At 63.8% G+C, this 13,638-nt stretch carries 17 protein-coding genes; 13 read left to right on the top strand and 4 right to left on the bottom strand.

Features of this window, described 5'->3' with window-relative positions:
- The first annotated feature begins 30 nt into the window (after positions 1 to 30).
- On the top strand, positions 31 to 648 hold the full coding sequence (locus J2Z17_RS14070) for a pyridoxamine 5'-phosphate oxidase family protein (protein WP_209946063.1): 618 nt from the start codon (positions 31 to 33) through the stop codon (positions 646 to 648).
- A 22-nt stretch (positions 649 to 670) separates the two neighbouring features.
- Here the strand turns inward: J2Z17_RS14070 and J2Z17_RS14075 are convergent, their stop codons facing one another.
- Together J2Z17_RS14075 and rsmI are read right to left on the bottom strand one after the other, a co-directional pair.
- Positions 671 to 1,036 (bottom strand): YraN family protein, encoded by a 366-nt coding sequence (locus tag J2Z17_RS14075; protein ID WP_209946065.1) that lies wholly within the window; start codon positions 1,034 to 1,036, stop codon positions 671 to 673.
- Positions 1,026 to 1,955, bottom strand: a complete 930-nt coding sequence (gene rsmI, locus J2Z17_RS14080) for a 16S rRNA (cytidine(1402)-2'-O)-methyltransferase (RefSeq protein WP_245224105.1) — start codon at positions 1,953 to 1,955, stop codon at positions 1,026 to 1,028. The genes J2Z17_RS14075 and rsmI overlap by 11 nt, the downstream gene beginning before the upstream one ends.
- 248 nt (positions 1,956 to 2,203) lie before the next feature.
- Here rsmI and dnaN point away from each other — a divergent pair, with 248 nt between their 5' ends.
- The 4 genes from dnaN to pyrF all read left to right on the top strand — a co-directional run bounded on the left by dnaN (position 2,204) and on the right by pyrF (position 5,328).
- Positions 2,204 to 3,322: a DNA polymerase III subunit beta gene (gene dnaN / locus J2Z17_RS14085; protein ID WP_209946069.1), complete on the top strand. Its 1,119-nt coding sequence runs from the start codon at positions 2,204 to 2,206 to the stop codon at positions 3,320 to 3,322.
- A gap of 117 nt (positions 3,323 to 3,439) precedes the next feature.
- Positions 3,440 to 4,033 (top strand): phospholipid N-methyltransferase PmtA, encoded by a 594-nt coding sequence (gene pmtA / locus J2Z17_RS14090; RefSeq protein WP_209946071.1) that lies wholly within the window; start codon positions 3,440 to 3,442, stop codon positions 4,031 to 4,033.
- 15 nt (positions 4,034 to 4,048) lie between these two features.
- On the top strand, positions 4,049 to 4,657 hold the full coding sequence (locus J2Z17_RS14095; protein ID WP_209946073.1) for a histidine phosphatase family protein: 609 nt from the start codon (positions 4,049 to 4,051) through the stop codon (positions 4,655 to 4,657).
- A complete protein-coding gene (gene pyrF, locus J2Z17_RS14100; protein ID WP_209946075.1) occupies positions 4,636 to 5,328 on the top strand; it encodes an orotidine-5'-phosphate decarboxylase in 693 nt (230 codons plus the stop codon). The genes J2Z17_RS14095 and pyrF overlap by 22 nt, the downstream gene beginning before the upstream one ends.
- Here the strand turns inward: pyrF and J2Z17_RS14105 are convergent, their stop codons facing one another.
- Positions 5,329 to 6,414 (bottom strand): right-handed parallel beta-helix repeat-containing protein, encoded by a 1,086-nt coding sequence (locus J2Z17_RS14105; RefSeq protein WP_209946077.1) that lies wholly within the window; start codon positions 6,412 to 6,414, stop codon positions 5,329 to 5,331.
- Between the two features lie 78 nt (positions 6,415 to 6,492).
- Between J2Z17_RS14105 and J2Z17_RS14110 the strand changes: the two genes are divergently transcribed.
- From J2Z17_RS14110 to J2Z17_RS14120, 3 genes are all read left to right on the top strand, one after another.
- Positions 6,493 to 6,780: a DUF1330 domain-containing protein gene (locus J2Z17_RS14110; protein WP_209946079.1), complete on the top strand. Its 288-nt coding sequence runs from the start codon at positions 6,493 to 6,495 to the stop codon at positions 6,778 to 6,780.
- Positions 6,781 to 6,885: 105 nt separating this feature from the next.
- Positions 6,886 to 7,863, top strand: a complete 978-nt coding sequence (locus J2Z17_RS14115) for a complex I NDUFA9 subunit family protein (RefSeq protein WP_209946081.1) — start codon at positions 6,886 to 6,888, stop codon at positions 7,861 to 7,863.
- A 194-nt stretch (positions 7,864 to 8,057) separates the two neighbouring features.
- Positions 8,058 to 8,213, top strand: coding sequence for a hypothetical protein (locus J2Z17_RS14120; protein WP_209946083.1), 156 nt, complete (start codon positions 8,058 to 8,060; stop codon positions 8,211 to 8,213).
- 125 nt (positions 8,214 to 8,338) lie between these two features.
- Here J2Z17_RS14120 and J2Z17_RS14125 read toward each other — a convergent pair whose 3' ends face one another.
- Positions 8,339 to 8,503: a hypothetical protein gene (locus J2Z17_RS14125; RefSeq protein WP_209946086.1), complete on the bottom strand. Its 165-nt coding sequence runs from the start codon at positions 8,501 to 8,503 to the stop codon at positions 8,339 to 8,341.
- 184 nt (positions 8,504 to 8,687) lie between these two features.
- Between J2Z17_RS14125 and J2Z17_RS14130 the strand changes: the two genes are divergently transcribed.
- From J2Z17_RS14130 to J2Z17_RS14150, 5 genes are all read left to right on the top strand, one after another.
- The gene (locus tag J2Z17_RS14130; protein ID WP_209946088.1) at positions 8,688 to 9,380 is read left to right on the top strand and encodes a glutathione S-transferase family protein; all 693 of its coding nucleotides are present in this window, start codon (positions 8,688 to 8,690) and stop codon (positions 9,378 to 9,380) included.
- 12 nt (positions 9,381 to 9,392) lie between these two features.
- On the top strand, positions 9,393 to 10,535 hold the full coding sequence (gene queG, locus J2Z17_RS14135; RefSeq protein ID WP_209946090.1) for a tRNA epoxyqueuosine(34) reductase QueG: 1,143 nt from the start codon (positions 9,393 to 9,395) through the stop codon (positions 10,533 to 10,535).
- Positions 10,536 to 10,578: 43 nt separating this feature from the next.
- The gene (locus tag J2Z17_RS14140) at positions 10,579 to 11,457 is read left to right on the top strand and encodes an SDR family oxidoreductase (RefSeq protein ID WP_209946092.1); all 879 of its coding nucleotides are present in this window, start codon (positions 10,579 to 10,581) and stop codon (positions 11,455 to 11,457) included.
- Between the two features lie 412 nt (positions 11,458 to 11,869).
- On the top strand, positions 11,870 to 12,217 hold the full coding sequence (locus tag J2Z17_RS14145; RefSeq protein WP_245224122.1) for a septal ring lytic transglycosylase RlpA family protein: 348 nt from the start codon (positions 11,870 to 11,872) through the stop codon (positions 12,215 to 12,217).
- Positions 12,218 to 12,290: 73 nt separating this feature from the next.
- The gene (locus J2Z17_RS14150) at positions 12,291 to 13,580 is read left to right on the top strand and encodes an RsmB/NOP family class I SAM-dependent RNA methyltransferase (protein WP_209946096.1); all 1,290 of its coding nucleotides are present in this window, start codon (positions 12,291 to 12,293) and stop codon (positions 13,578 to 13,580) included.
- The last annotated feature ends 58 nt before the right edge of the window (positions 13,581 to 13,638 follow it).

The raw sequence follows: 13,638 nt of genomic DNA on the forward strand, positions 1-13,638 counted from the left end.
TCACCTTTCTCGAACCTGGGAGCACCGGCCATGACATCGTTGACCGCCACACCGAGCGACGTCGCCTTCTCACCCGCGGTCAAGGCCGTCCAGGAAGAGAAGGGCTCGCGCGAGCTCTTTGCCAACATGGAAGCCGGCCGGCCGTGGTCGGACCGGCTGACGCCGGACCTTGCACAGTTCATCGCCATGCAGACGAGCCTGTTTCTCGGCACGGCGAGCGCCGCCGGGCAGCCCTATATCCAGCATCGCGGCGGCCCCGCGGGCTTCATGCAGGTGCTGGGTGAAAAGCAGCTCGGCTTTGCCGATTTCGCCGGCAACCGCCAATATATCACGCTCGGCAACCTGTCGGAGAACCCCAAGGCGACGTTGTTCCTGATCGACTACGAGCGCGGTGTCCGGGTGAAGCTCTGGGGGACGGCCCGGGTGGTGGAGAACGATCCGGGGCTGGTCGCCCGCCTCAGGGTCGAGGGCGGCAGGGGTCGCCCGGAGCGCGCGATCCTGTTCGACCTGGCCGCCTGGGACGCCAACTGCCCGCAGCACATCCCCCAGAGGATCGACGGCGCCCGCGTCGCGTCCCTGCTGGCCGAGCGCGATGCCCGCATTGCCGCCCTGCAGGCAGAGATCGCCGACCTCAAGGGCGAGCGGTGACGACGATGCGGGAGCGCGCCGGCTAGAAAGCGTCCTTCAGGTGGCGCGGCCGAAAGGCGCGCGAGACGGTCACGATGTCGTAGCGCAGCGACAGGCAGGCCGCGTCGCGGCGACGGGACAGCCAGAGATCGCCGGCAGCCCGGATGCGCTTCTGCGCCGTAAACGAGACGGCATCGACCGCGGCTGCCGGATCGGCGCGTTGCTTGACCTCGACAAAGGCGACGAGATCGCCCTTGCGGACGATCAGGTCGATTTCACCGAGTTTCGTGCGATAGCGGATGGCGAGGATTCGGTAGCCATGCAGCAGCAGATAGAGGGCGGCGATCCATTCGGCCAGATGGCCGCGGCGCTCCGCCCTGCGTCGTCTTTGCGCTGCGTCAGGCGCCATCACCCTCGTCTTCCCCCTTCATCTCGATCAGCTTCTGGTAGATGTCCCGGCGGGGCAGGCCGGTGATCCGTGCCGCCTCGGAGGCGGCCTTGCCGGCCGGCATGTCCTTCAACAGGCTCGTCAGTAGCCCGGACACGTCTTCGGCTGAGGGCGGAGCCTCGTCCGGGGGCGGACCGATCACCAGCACGATCTCGCCCTTCACGGGACCTGCCTCCTCATAGTGCGCCGCCAGGTCTCCCAGCGTGCCGCGGCGAAATTCCTCGAAGGTCTTGGTGAGTTCCCGGCAGACGGCGGCCGGGCGCTCGCCGCCCAGCATCTCGGCCGCCGCCACAAGCGTGTCGCCGATACGGTGAGGCGATTCAAAGAAGATCAGCGTTGCCGGTGCCTGGCGCAGCGCCTCCAGCCGGTCGCGCTTGGCCTTGGCCTTGGTCGGCAGGAAGCCGGCAAAGAGAAAGGCGTCGCTCGGCAGGCCCGACCCGACAAGGGCGGCGAGCGGCGCGGAAGCGCCGGGGATGGGGACGACCCGCAAGCCCGCCTCGATCGCCAGCTGGCCGAGCCGGTAACCGGGATCGGAAACCAGCGGCGTGCCCGCATCGGATACGAGCGCCACCGACTTTCCGTCGCCCAGCGCGTCCAGCAAACGCGGGCCGACCTTGTCGGCATTGTGCTCGTGATAGGCATAGGGACGGGTGGCAATGCCGTAGCGGTCGAGCAGCACACGGGTGACGCGGGTATCCTCGCAGGCCAGAACATCGGCGCCTGCCAGGGTTTCCAGCGCCCGCAGCGTGATGTCGCCGAGATTGCCGATCGGTGTCGCCACCAGATAGAGCGCCGGCTGCAGCGGCCTGGCGGTGACCGCGGTATCGTTCAGCCGGTAGGTTTTCGGCGGATGGGCGGTGTTCTGGCGATCGTCGGGCAAGCGGCATCTATCCCTGGGAAACTGGTTCGGCTCTTTATGGGCGAGGGGGCTTTCGAGCGCAAGGCAAGCGATAATCGCCGCCTGCCGGGAGTTTTCCCGGCTGTTCACAACCCCATATGGCCAAGGCTCTTGCATCGGGAGGGCATTTGCTGCCATTTTGCCGGTCCCATTCTCCGCCGCCTAAAGGGGCGGGGGCAATTTATCGGTCCCGTGTCCGCGGGTCTGCCAGGTCAAAAGCGGTAGCATCCATGCGTATTACTCTCGAGCGCTCGAATCTTCTGAAGTCGCTGAACCACGTCCACCGGGTGGTCGAGCGCCGGAACACGATCCCGATCCTGTCGAACGTGCTGCTGCGGGCCGAAGGCGCCAATCTCGACATGAAGGCGACCGACCTCGATCTCGAGATCACCGAGGCGACGCCGGCCATGGTCGAGCAGGCGGGATCGACGACGGTGCCGGCCCATCTCCTCTACGAGATCGTCCGCAAGCTGTCGGACGGATCGGAAGTGCTGCTGTCGACCAATCCCGACGGCGGCTCGATGACGGTCCAGTCCGGCCGGTCTAAATTCTCGCTGCAATGCCTGCCGGAAGCCGACTTCCCGGATTTGACGGCCGGCAGCTTCAGCCATTCCTTCAAACTGAAGGCGTCGGAACTGAAGATGCTGATCGAGCGCACCCAGTTCGCGATCTCGACGGAAGAGACCCGCTATTATCTGAACGGCATTTTCTTCCAGACGATCGAGGCCGGCGGCGACCTGAAGCTGCGCGCGGTCGCGACCGACGGCCACCGGCTGGCCCGTGCCGATGTCGACGCCCCCTCCGGGTCGGAAGGCATGCCGGGGATCATCATCCCGCGCAAGGCGGTCGGCGAACTGCAGAAGCTGATCGAAAATCCGGAGTTGATCATCACGATCGAGCTGTCGGACGCCAAGATGCGCTTCACCATCGGCTCGGTGGTGATCACCACGAAACTGATCGACGGCACCTTCCCGGATTACCAGCGCGTGATCCCGACCGGCAATGACAAGGAAATGCGCGTCGACTGCGGCTCGTTTGCCAAGGCGGTCGACCGTGTCTCGACCATTTCGTCGGAGCGTGGCCGGGCGGTCAAGCTGACACTGTCCGAGGGACATCTGATCCTGGCGGTCAACAACCCGGATTCGGGCAGCGCGACGGAAGAAGTCGCGGTCGGCTACGACAACGAACCGATGGAAATCGGCTTCAACGCCAAATACCTGCTCGACATCACCAGCCAGTTGTCCGGCGACGATGCGATCTTCCTGCTGGCGGATGCCGGATCGCCGACGCTGATCCGCGACACGGCGGGCGAAGACGCGCTTTACGTGCTGATGCCGATGCGCGTGTAATAAATACACGCATCAATTGATGGATTTGCGCCATTCTGCCTTGCAATTGCGACAATCGACGCCATCATCAGACAAGCGCGGAGAAACCGCGTTTTTGTCTGTGACGCGGAGATCGCAATGGCGCTGAAGCTCAAGGATCGCTTCGAAAAGAAGTTCGACGAGGAAATCCGTTTCTTCAAGGGTGTGATGCAGGGACCGAAGAGTGTGGGCGCGATCGTGCCGACCTCGATGGTCACGGCCAAACGTATGGCAGCGCCGATCTGCGTCGGCTCCGGCCTGCCGGTCCTGGAACTCGGTCCGGGTACGGGCGTGATTACCAAGGCGATCCTGGCGCGCGGCGTCCCGGCCGAAAAGGTCTTCTCGATCGAATATTCCAGCGATTTCTACGATCATCTGGCTGCGACCATTCCCGACGTGAACTTCATCCATGGGGATGCCTTCGACCTCGACGGCTCGCTCGGTGAACATGCGGGTCTCACCTTCGACTGCGTGATCTCGGCGGTGCCGCTGCTGCGTCTTCCGATGGAACAGCGCATCGGGCTGATCGAGGATGCGCTGTCGCGCGTGCCGCCCGGCCGTCCCTTCGTGCAGATCACCTATTCGCCCGTGTCGCCGGTGATCGCCAAGCCGGAAAGCTATGTGATCGAGCATCTCGATTTCGTCATGCGCAATATCCCGCCGGCGCAGCTGTGGGTCTACCGCAAGCCCTGATCCGGTCCTATCCGGATGTTCGGCCTCTACATCACCCATCCGCAGGTGCGGATCGATCCGGACGTCCCCGTGCCGCAATGGGGGCTTTCGGATCTCGGAGCCGCGCGCACGCGCACGACGGCGCAAGCGCCCTGGGTGCGCAGGCTGCGCCGGATCGTGTCGAGCGACGAGGTGAAGGCGGTCGAGACAGCCGGGATCCTTGCACGCGCCGCCGGGGTCGCGGTCGAGATCATCGAGGGCCTGTACGAAAACGACCGCAGCACCACCGGCTTCATGCCGCCGCCCGAATTCGAGGCCGCGGCCGATCGCTTCTTTGCCGCGCCGGATCAAAGCTCCCGCGGCTGGGAGCGCGCGGTGGATGCGCAGGCCCGGATCGTGGCGCAGGTGACACGCGTGCTTGCCGACCACGATCCGCAGGCGCCGATCGCCTTTGTCGGCCATGGCGGGGTCGGCACGCTGCTGAGATGCCACATGGCCGGACGGCCGATTGCACGAAGCCAGGATCAGCCACCCGGCGGCGGCAATCTGTTTGCCTTTTTTCTTGCAGATCTGTCGCTCTCATGCGACTGGACCGCGATGGAATCCTGGCAGGAGAATGCGACATGGAAGCCCGTGACCGACTGATTGTTGGACTGGATGTACCGAGCCTTGCCGAGGCACAGGCCATGGTCGAGACGCTTGGCGATACCGTTTCTTTCTACAAGATCGGCTATCAACTGACCTTTGCCGGCGGGCTGGATTTCGCCAGGGAGCTGGCGCAGGAGGGCAAGAAGGTCTTTCTCGACATGAAGCTTCTCGACATCGACAACACGGTGGCCTCCGCCGTCGAGAACATTGCCCGGATGGGCATGTCTATGCTGACCATCCATGCCTATCCCAAGGCCATGCGCGCAGCCGTCGAGGCGGCCAGGGGATCCGACCTCTGCCTGCTCGGCGTCACGGTGCTGACCTCGATGGACGAGCAGGACATGATCGATGCCGGCTATGAATACGATCCGCATACGCTGGTGTTGAAACGGGCCGAACAGGGCCGTGCCGCCGGCATGGGCGGCATCGTCTGCTCGGCCGAGGAGGCGGGCGCGGTGCGCCAGATCGTCGGGCCCAAGATGGCGATCGTGACCCCCGGCATCCGGCCGGCCGGCGGCGACAGGGGCGACCAGAAGCGGGTGATGACGCCGGCCGACGCGCTGAAGGCGGGCTCGAGCCATCTGGTGGTCGCTCGTCCGGTGGTCAAGGCGGCCGATCCGAAGGCCGCGGCGATCGCCATTCTCCAGGAGATGCAGACCGCACTCTGATCAGTTGTTGCCGCGCACGTCGTTGGTGCCGTCGAAATTAATGATCGCCGGGGTCCAGAGACCCTTGAAGCGGTTCCCTTGCACGACATTGTATTTCGCCTGGTCGGACGGATCGAGGCTGCTGCCGAAGGGATGCTGTTCATCCCGGGTGCAGAGCAGTTTGCCGGCGGCATCCCGCATGTTGAGCCAGATCGCCGGACGGGCAAGGCCCTTCTTGTAGTCGAACCGGTTGTCGGAAATGACATTGTACTGCGGTGGCTGATGGCGGATCGTGCCGCCTTCGCCGCAATTGCGATAGACATAGACGCCGCCATCGACCGGGTCGTCGAAGGTGTTGGCGACAATCTGGTTGTCCGCCGATCCGTCGACGGCGATCATCTCGCGGCCGGCCTTCAACGAGAACCGATTGTTGCTGATCGTGTTGCCGGCCGATTCCGCATCCAGATAGATCGCGGTCTGGTTCGACTTGCCGACAAAGCGGGAGCCGGTGATGCTCGACTTCGTCACCCCCGGGGCGAAATAGAGCGGAATGCCGCCGGTGCCGGTGATCGTCAGGTTTCGAAGCGTGATGCCGGATGGGGCGTTGGCCTGGGCGTTTTGCGTGTGGTCGCGGTTGAACGAGGAGAGCCGCACATATTTCGCCTGGCCGTTCGGGCCAAGGCCGATCAGGCGGATATTGCCGCGGATATTGCAGTTGCGGATGGTGATGTCGCGCGGAACGCTCCAGGCACCGGTCTTGTCGTCGCGCAGCGAGCGGATGGCGATGGTCGGATCCGAATAGGATGTCTTGGTCTGGCGCGTGCCGATGGTCGCACCCTTGCAGTCGAGCGTCACGCCAGAGGCCTGCGCACCGGCAAAGATAAGCCGGCGGACGATCACGTCGGAGGCCGAGAGCGTCAGGTCGCAGTCGATGCGCACGCTGTCGCTGCCGGCGCTGGGCGCGCTGCGCAAGGCGGTCAGTGTCGAGGCGCTGCAGGCGGCAGCCTGGGCGGGCGAAGGCGCGAGCGTCAGGGCCGCACCGATGCAAACTGCCATGCCCGCCAGCATCGCCATTCGGTTGGTCCAGGTCGTTGCGATCATAGACATGCATTCTCCAAGCGTTGCCTTGACCCGATTCGCGAATTGTCGGATCACAGAAATCTAGTTCGCAAAGGGAGAGAAGTCATGGCCAAGGGCTATTGGGTTGCACGCGTCGATGTCCGGGACCCGGAGCGCTACAAGGATTACGTGGCGGCGGCCAAGCCGGCCTTCGAGAAATACGGCGCCAATTTCCTGGCCCGCGGCGGGGAAATCCATCCGCTGGAAGGCACGCCGCGCGCCCGCAACGTGATCATCGAATTCCCCTCGATGCAGGCAGCCATCGACTGCTACAATTCGCCCGAATACCAGATCGCCGCGAAGATCCGCCAGGAAGTCGCGGACGCGGAAATGATCGTCATCGACGGCGTCTGAAGGCGCCCGCGACGGCCGTGCTTTTGGCTTCACCTGCGTGTCGGTTTGGGCTAAGAAGCGGCTAGACTTTGTTCTGATATTGCAACCGCATCCGGGGATACTGCCATGACCTTGTCCAACCTGCCGCCGCTCGTCACTGTCTTCGGGGGCTCGGGCTTTGTCGGGCGGCATGTGGTGCGGGCGCTGGCGCAGCGGGGATATCGCATCCGAGTGGCCGTGCGCCGTCCCGATCTTGCCTATTTCCTGCAGCCGCTCGGCAATATGGGGCAGATTTCCTTTGTCCAGGCCAATCTGCGCTATCGCAATTCGGTCGATGCCGCGGTGCGCGGCGCAGATCACGTGGTCAACTGCGTCGGCATCCTGTTCGAGAGCGGCCGCAACAGCTTCGATTCCGTCCAGGATTTCGGCGCACGGGCCGTGGCCGAGGCGACACGCGCGGCCGGCGCCAGGCTGACCCACATCTCGGCGATCGGCGCCGACACCAAGGCGGAGTCGATCTATGCCGCCAGCAAGGGGCGTGCGGAAGAGGCAATCGGCTCGATCCTGCCCGACGCGGTAATCGTGCGTCCGTCGATCGTCTTTGGACCGGAAGACAGCTTTTTCAACAAGTTTGCCGCCATGGCGCGCATCGCGCCGGCACTGCCGCTGATCGGTGGCGGCAAAACCCGCTTCCAGCCGGTCTATGTCGAGAATGTCGCCGAAGCCGTCGCCCGGTCGGTCGATGGCCTGGTGCAGCCGGGCATCTACGAACTCGGCGGCAAGGACGTTTTGACCTTCCGCCAGTGCATGGAGATGATGCTGGCCGCCACCAACCGGCGCAACCGGCTGGTCTCCCTGCCGTTCTCCATCGCCTCGATGATCGGCAGCATCGCCTCGATGATCCCGCTGATCAAGCCGCCGCTCACCAGCGACCAGGTGACCCTGCTGAAGCGCGACAATGTCGTGTCCGACGAGGCGATCGCCTCGGGCCATACGCTGGAAGGCTTGGGCATCCAGCCGATGGCACTGGGCAGTGTTTTGCCCTCCTACATGGTCCAGTACAGACCCTTCGGCCAGTATAGCGGATCGGGCAAGGCAGCCTAGAAACGGCCGCATTTGGAACCTTTTGCCGCCGCACTGCGTTGCACAAATGACGCAAGACGAAAACATCAGCGTTAACGCCGGATTCAGGTTGTGGCGCTATTGATGTTTTCCTTAGCAATGCGTAAACCACGCAACCGCTGAGGGCCGCTATAAGGGCAGGTTCCCAGGTTTGGAAATTTGAGGGACAGACGTCAATGGGCAAGTCAATCGGACTCTTTTTCGCATGCGCGGCGCTCGTCATCCTGGCAGGTTCGTTCATGGCGCCGCAGTCCATTGCCGCCAAGAATGGCTGTGCGCCGGCCTATGGCGTTGATCCCTGCGCCACCGCATCCATCGCCCCGTCCAAGTAAGCGGTTCGGGCAGGTCCTGCTTCAGGACATCTGATCCCGTGACGATCAGCACCGGCCGCTTCTCGACGATGTGGCCGGCATTTCCAGGGCTCGACGTCCTGTCATTTCCACAACCTATCCGACAGTTACGACTGCAAACCGCGCTCCCAGGCGAAGGCGCACAGCGACGGCCGGGAGGTGCGGTTCATTCGTGCCGGGGCGACGACAGAGACTGTGGCAAATTGGGACATGTCGGCCTTGATCTCCACGCATTGTTTAATGCGGCGTGGAATGTCCTCGACAACGGACATGACGGAATCACGGCGCAATCAACAGGCGTTTGTCCCAAGGCAGGACAATGTCTTGCAAAGGTCACGCCCCTGATCTGCTTGTATTGAGAACCATGAACACCTATAGCTTGGGAGCCGTCACCGAGGCTGGCGGCCGGTTCGGCCGATGGCGGGACGAAGCGACAAAAACGTAATTCGAGTTGTCATGCCCACCTTGTATCATCATCCTATGTCGGCGGCTTCGCGGTTCGTGCGGCTGGTCCTTTCCGAATACGGTTTTCAGGTCGATCTCGTCGAGGAGCAGGCTTGGGAGATGCGGCGCGAGTTCCTGGCGCTGAACCCCGCAGGCGTGCTGCCTGTTTATGTCGACGACAGCATGAGGGCGCTGTGTGGCGCTTCCGTGATTGCCGAATTCGTCGACGAGACCCACGGCGTGCTGAAGCGCGAGCGGCGGCTGTTTGCCGAGGATCCGTTCCAGCGGGCGGAAATCCGCCGGCTGACCGAATGGTTCCTGCAGAAGATGGAACACGATGTGACGCGGCCGCTGGTGCGCGAACGGGTGTACAAGCTGCACATGCCGCCATCGCTCGGCGGCGGCGCGCCCGATTCCAAGGTGCTGCGCACGGCGCGGGCGAATATCCGCGAACACCTGAAATATCTGTCCTGGCTTGCGGGCTCGCGGCCCTGGCTTGCCGGGGATCGGCTGACCTATGCGGATCTCGCTGCCGGCGCATCCATCTCGGTGCTCGATTATATGGGCGAGATCGACTGGAATGACGCGCCGGTCGCCAAGGAATGGTATCAGCGGCTGAAGTCGCGGCCGTCTTTCCGCCCGATGCTGTCCGAGCGCATTCGCGGGCTGACGCCGGTTTCGCATTACGCCGATCTCGATTTTTGACGGGGAGCGGCCATGCCGCCACGCGATATCGATGAGAAGGAAGCGGTGCGGCGCACAAAGCTGACCGGCTTCCTGAAGGACGAGGCCCGTGCCGCGGGCTTCGAGGCCTGCCGCGTGACGAAGCCCGACGGCATTCCGGCAGCCCCTGACCGTCTGAAGGCCTTCGTCGAGGCCGGATATCATGGATCGATGGAGTGGATGGCCGAGACCGGTGCGCGCCGGGGTGATCCGCGCGTGCTCTGGCCGGAAGTGCACAACATCGTCGTCTTCGGTATGAATTACGGACCGGAAGGCGATCCCCGCGCCCTGCAGCAGATGACAGACAAGGCGGCGATCTCCGTCTATGCCCGCAACCGCGATTATCACGATGTGATCAAGGGTCGCCTGAAGGATATCGCCACGCGCTTTGCCGCCAGAAGCGGCGCCGACGTGAAGGTTTTCGTCGACACGGCCCCGGTGATGGAAAAGCCGCTGGCCGAGGCCGCAGGCCTCGGCTGGCAGGGCAAGCACACCAATCTCGTCAGCCGCGAGTTCGGTTCCTGGCTGTTTCTCGGCAGCATGTTCACTACCGCCGACCTTGATGTCGATGCACCGGAGCGCGATCATTGCGGCTCATGCCGGGCCTGTCTCGATGCCTGCCCGACGGCTGCTTTTCCCGCCCCCTATCAGATCGATGCGCGGCGCTGTATTTCCTATCTGACGATCGAGAACAAGGGGCCGATACCGTCCGAGTTCCGCCGGGCGATCGGCAACCGGATCTATGGCTGTGACGACTGTCTGGCGGCCTGTCCGTGGAACAAGTTCGCCGAAACGGCGCGCGAGATGAAGCTTGCCGCCCGCGAGGACCTGAAGCAACCGGCGATCGCCGATCTGCTGACGCTCGACGATGCCGCGTTTCGCCGGCTGTTTTCCGGCTCTCCGGTCAAGCGGATCGGCCGCGACCGGTTTGTGCGCAATGTGCTGATCGCTGCCGGCAATTCCGCCGATATCAGCCTCGCTGCACATTGTCGCCCGTTGCTCGACGATCCGGCGCCTGTGGTGCGGGGCGCTGCCGTCTGGGCCTTGCGGCAGCTTTTGCCGAAAGACGCCTGGCGGGCATTGAAAGCACAGCATAGCCAGGACGGCGACGCCGGCGTTGCGCAGGAATGGGCGTGATCCCGAATCGCGGTCGCAAGGATGAATGGGAGGGGAGCCAACTTTGACAGTCCTGATTTTCGGAGCGGGCTATTCAGGCCGGGAGATCGGCAAGGCCTTCGTGTCTGCCGGGCGCGAGGTGTTCGGCACGACGAGATCGGCCGATAACGGAAAGCGCCTGCGGACGCTGTCGATAGCGCCGCTGGTCTTCGACGGCACGGCCGTGGAGGGCGAACTCGACGCGGTGATGCAGTCTGCCAGCGTGCTGGTCCAGTCGATCGCGCCCGGCCCCGAGGGCGATCCCTTGCTACGGCTGCTGGATGGACGGCTGCAGGAGCGAATGCCGCATCTGCGCTTCATCGCCTATCTCTCGACCGTCGGCGTCTACGGTGACCATGACGGGGCATGGGTCGACGAGGCGACGGTGTGCCGTCCGGTGTCGCAGCGCTCGCGCGAGCGTGTCGAGGCGGAGGAGGGCTGGCGCAGGCTGGCCGACAGGGCCGGGCTGCCGCTGTCGATCCTGCGGCTCTCTGGAATTTATGGGCCCGGCCGCAATGCCTTCGTCAATCTCGAAAGCGGCAAGGCCAAGCGGCTCGTCAAGCCGGACCAGGTGTTCAATCGCATCCGGGTGGAAGACATTGCCGCGGCCACGCGGTTTCTCGCCGAGCGTCGGCACGACGGCATCGTCAATGTCACCGACAACGAGCCGGCACCGCCGCAGGACGTCGTCACCGAGGCGGCCCGGCTGATGGGGGTCGCGCCGCCGCCCGAGCAGGATTTCGCGACCGCCGAGCTGTCGCCGATGGCGCGCTCCTTCTATGGCGAGAACAAGCGGGTGTCGAATGCGCATCTGCAGCGCATGGGTTATGACTTCGCCTTTCCCGACTACCGCGTGTCCCTTGCACAATTATGGGCGCAGAAAATTTGGAACCAGTCGGGCTGATCTGCGTTTCCCCGTTGCAAAGTCCTTCCCTCCGGTCGGCATTGCTGGCGGGGTGCCCCCTTCACCCGACTCGTCTGCTGACCGGAGGAAGACTTTCCTACCAGATTTGGCGTTCGCCTTCGAAAATCGCGCGCAACAGCCAATTTCAGGATATTTTTTTCGTGAGCGACCCTTGCGCTAAGGGAGCACGCTACGTAACCTCTCCTTCTGACTGATTCTAAAGTCATTTTTGCCCATACTGCCGATTTCCACTGGAATTCGCAGCGCATTTGGCGATCACAAATGTTACAGTCTGTAACGTGTCGTGATCGGACAGGGCACGTTTTTGCCATTTTTCGACCTCCTAGACCCTCGCCTTGCAAAAATCGTCTAACGCTAGGCTCAAGGGAAATCGAAATTGGCAAGTTTCCGACTGTCCGTGGTCGCCGCCACCACGATCCTCTCACTCTGCGCGGGTTTCACAAGTCAGGCCAATGCTTCGGCCTCCTGCGGCGGTGCATCGTGGTATGCGCTTCACTCGAAAACGGCTTCGGGCGAGCGGATGAACCCGACACGCCTGACGGCAGCGCACAAGCATCTTCGCTTCGGCACGCGCCTGCGGGTCACCAACCAGCGCAACGGCAAGAGCGTCGTCGTCCGGATCAACGATCGCGGACCGTTCGTTAGCGGCCGGGTGCTCGATCTGTCGAAGGCCGCCGCCAGCACGATCGGCATGGTGGCTGCCGGTCACACCAAGGTCTGCTACGAAGTCGTCGGCTAATCCGACCGCTTCTTCTTGCTCTTCCAGCGTTTCGCCTTTACGACGCGGGCATTCGAACATTGGAGAGCATATCATGCGACTGGGCGGCAGGCTCGCGGGAGCCATCGAAGTTCTTGATGACATCGAGACCCGGCGTCGGCCGGTTGCAGACGCCCTGAAGGATTGGGGCCTGTCGCATCGTTTTGCCGGCTCGGGCGACCGGGCGGCCATCGGCAACATCGTCTACGACGCCTTGCGGATGAAACTCTCCCATCCCTGGCTGATGGGCGAGGACAGTGCGGCGGCGCTCGGTTACGGCGTGCTGCTGCGCCAATGGGGCTATACGCCCGACAGCTTGGTGGCCGCCCTCGACGGCGATCGCTACGCACCGCAGGCTCCGGCCGCCGTCGCCGATGGATCCTTAGCCGGGCGAGACCTCGCAGAAGCGCCGCTGCATGTCCAGGCCGACATTCCCGAATGGGTGGTCGCCGCGTTCCAGGCAAGGTTCGGCGACAACTGGCTGGCCGAGGCCCAGGCGCTGGCCACCCGTGCCACGCTCGATCTCCGGGTCAATACGCTGAAGGCCAGCCGCGACAAGGTGCTGAAGGCGCTGGACGAGACCGGCGCCGAGGCGGCCGATCTTGCACAGAACGGCATTCGTATCCCGGCCGGTGAGGGACCTGCCCGCCTGCCCAATGTCACGGCCAGTATCAATTTCGAAAAGGGCTGGTTCGAGGTACAGGACGAGGGCTCGCAGATCGTTGCGGATCTGGTGGAGGCCAAGGCCGGCGAACAGCTTCTGGATTTCTGCGCCGGCGGTGGCGGCAAGTCGCTGGCACTGGCTGCCGCCATGGCCAATAAAGGTCAGATCCACGCCTATGACACCGACCGCAAGCGCCTGGCGCCGATCATCGAACGGCTGCGCCGCGCCGGTACGCATAATGTCCAGGCCCATGAGCGGCTGGCCGATCTGGAGCCCTTCAAGGACAAACTCGACAAGGTGATCGTCGATGCGCCCTGCACCGGCACCGGCACCTGGCGCCGTCGTCCCGACACCAAATGGCGGTTGAACGAGCGCAATCTGGAAGAACGGATCAAGCAGCAGACCGAGGCGCTTTCGGGTGCGGCCGCCTATGTCCGCCCCGGCGGCGATCTCCTCTACATCACCTGTTCCGTGCTGCCGGACGAAAACGAGGCGCAGGTCGCAAGCTTTTGTGCCGACAATCCGGAATTTTCCGTGGCCAGCAGCGCCGATGCGGTCGCAAGGCTGTTTGGTGCGTCCGCCGACCGGTTCCGCCTCGACGCGGCCGGCACGGTCGGATTGTCGCCGGCGCTCACCGGCACTGACGGGTTTTTCTTCGCAAGGCTGCGCCGGGCTGGGTGAACCAGCGCGGCTGCGCTCCTGCCGCAGCCGCCCGCTACCGCCTCTGAAAGAATACTGG

It is taken from the genome of Heterorhizobium halophytocola (assembly GCF_017873095.1).
GTDB classification, from domain to species: Bacteria; Pseudomonadota; Alphaproteobacteria; order Rhizobiales; family Rhizobiaceae; genus Allorhizobium; species Allorhizobium halophytocola.

Coding starts and splice junctions, on each gene's coding strand:
- pyrF (WP_209946075.1), top strand. CDS start 4,636: ATGGAAGCCCGTGACCGACTGATTGTTGGACTGGATGTACCGAGCCTT.
- J2Z17_RS14130 (WP_209946088.1), top strand. CDS start 8,688: ATGCCCACCTTGTATCATCATCCTATGTCGGCGGCTTCGCGGTTCGTG.
- pmtA (WP_209946071.1), top strand. CDS start 3,440: ATGGCGCTGAAGCTCAAGGATCGCTTCGAAAAGAAGTTCGACGAGGAA.
- J2Z17_RS14070 (WP_209946063.1), top strand. CDS start 31: ATGACATCGTTGACCGCCACACCGAGCGACGTCGCCTTCTCACCCGCG.
- queG (WP_209946090.1), top strand. CDS start 9,393: ATGCCGCCACGCGATATCGATGAGAAGGAAGCGGTGCGGCGCACAAAG.
- J2Z17_RS14120 (WP_209946083.1), top strand. CDS start 8,058: ATGGGCAAGTCAATCGGACTCTTTTTCGCATGCGCGGCGCTCGTCATC.
- J2Z17_RS14110 (WP_209946079.1), top strand. CDS start 6,493: ATGGCCAAGGGCTATTGGGTTGCACGCGTCGATGTCCGGGACCCGGAG.
- J2Z17_RS14150 (WP_209946096.1), top strand. CDS start 12,291: ATGCGACTGGGCGGCAGGCTCGCGGGAGCCATCGAAGTTCTTGATGAC.
- dnaN (WP_209946069.1), top strand. CDS start 2,204: ATGCGTATTACTCTCGAGCGCTCGAATCTTCTGAAGTCGCTGAACCAC.
- J2Z17_RS14115 (WP_209946081.1), top strand. CDS start 6,886: ATGACCTTGTCCAACCTGCCGCCGCTCGTCACTGTCTTCGGGGGCTCG.
- J2Z17_RS14125 (WP_209946086.1), bottom strand. CDS start 8,503: ATGTCCGTTGTCGAGGACATTCCACGCCGCATTAAACAATGCGTGGAG.
- J2Z17_RS14075 (WP_209946065.1), bottom strand. CDS start 1,036: ATGGCGCCTGACGCAGCGCAAAGACGACGCAGGGCGGAGCGCCGCGGC.
- J2Z17_RS14105 (WP_209946077.1), bottom strand. CDS start 6,414: ATGTCTATGATCGCAACGACCTGGACCAACCGAATGGCGATGCTGGCG.
- J2Z17_RS14095 (WP_209946073.1), top strand. CDS start 4,049: ATGTTCGGCCTCTACATCACCCATCCGCAGGTGCGGATCGATCCGGAC.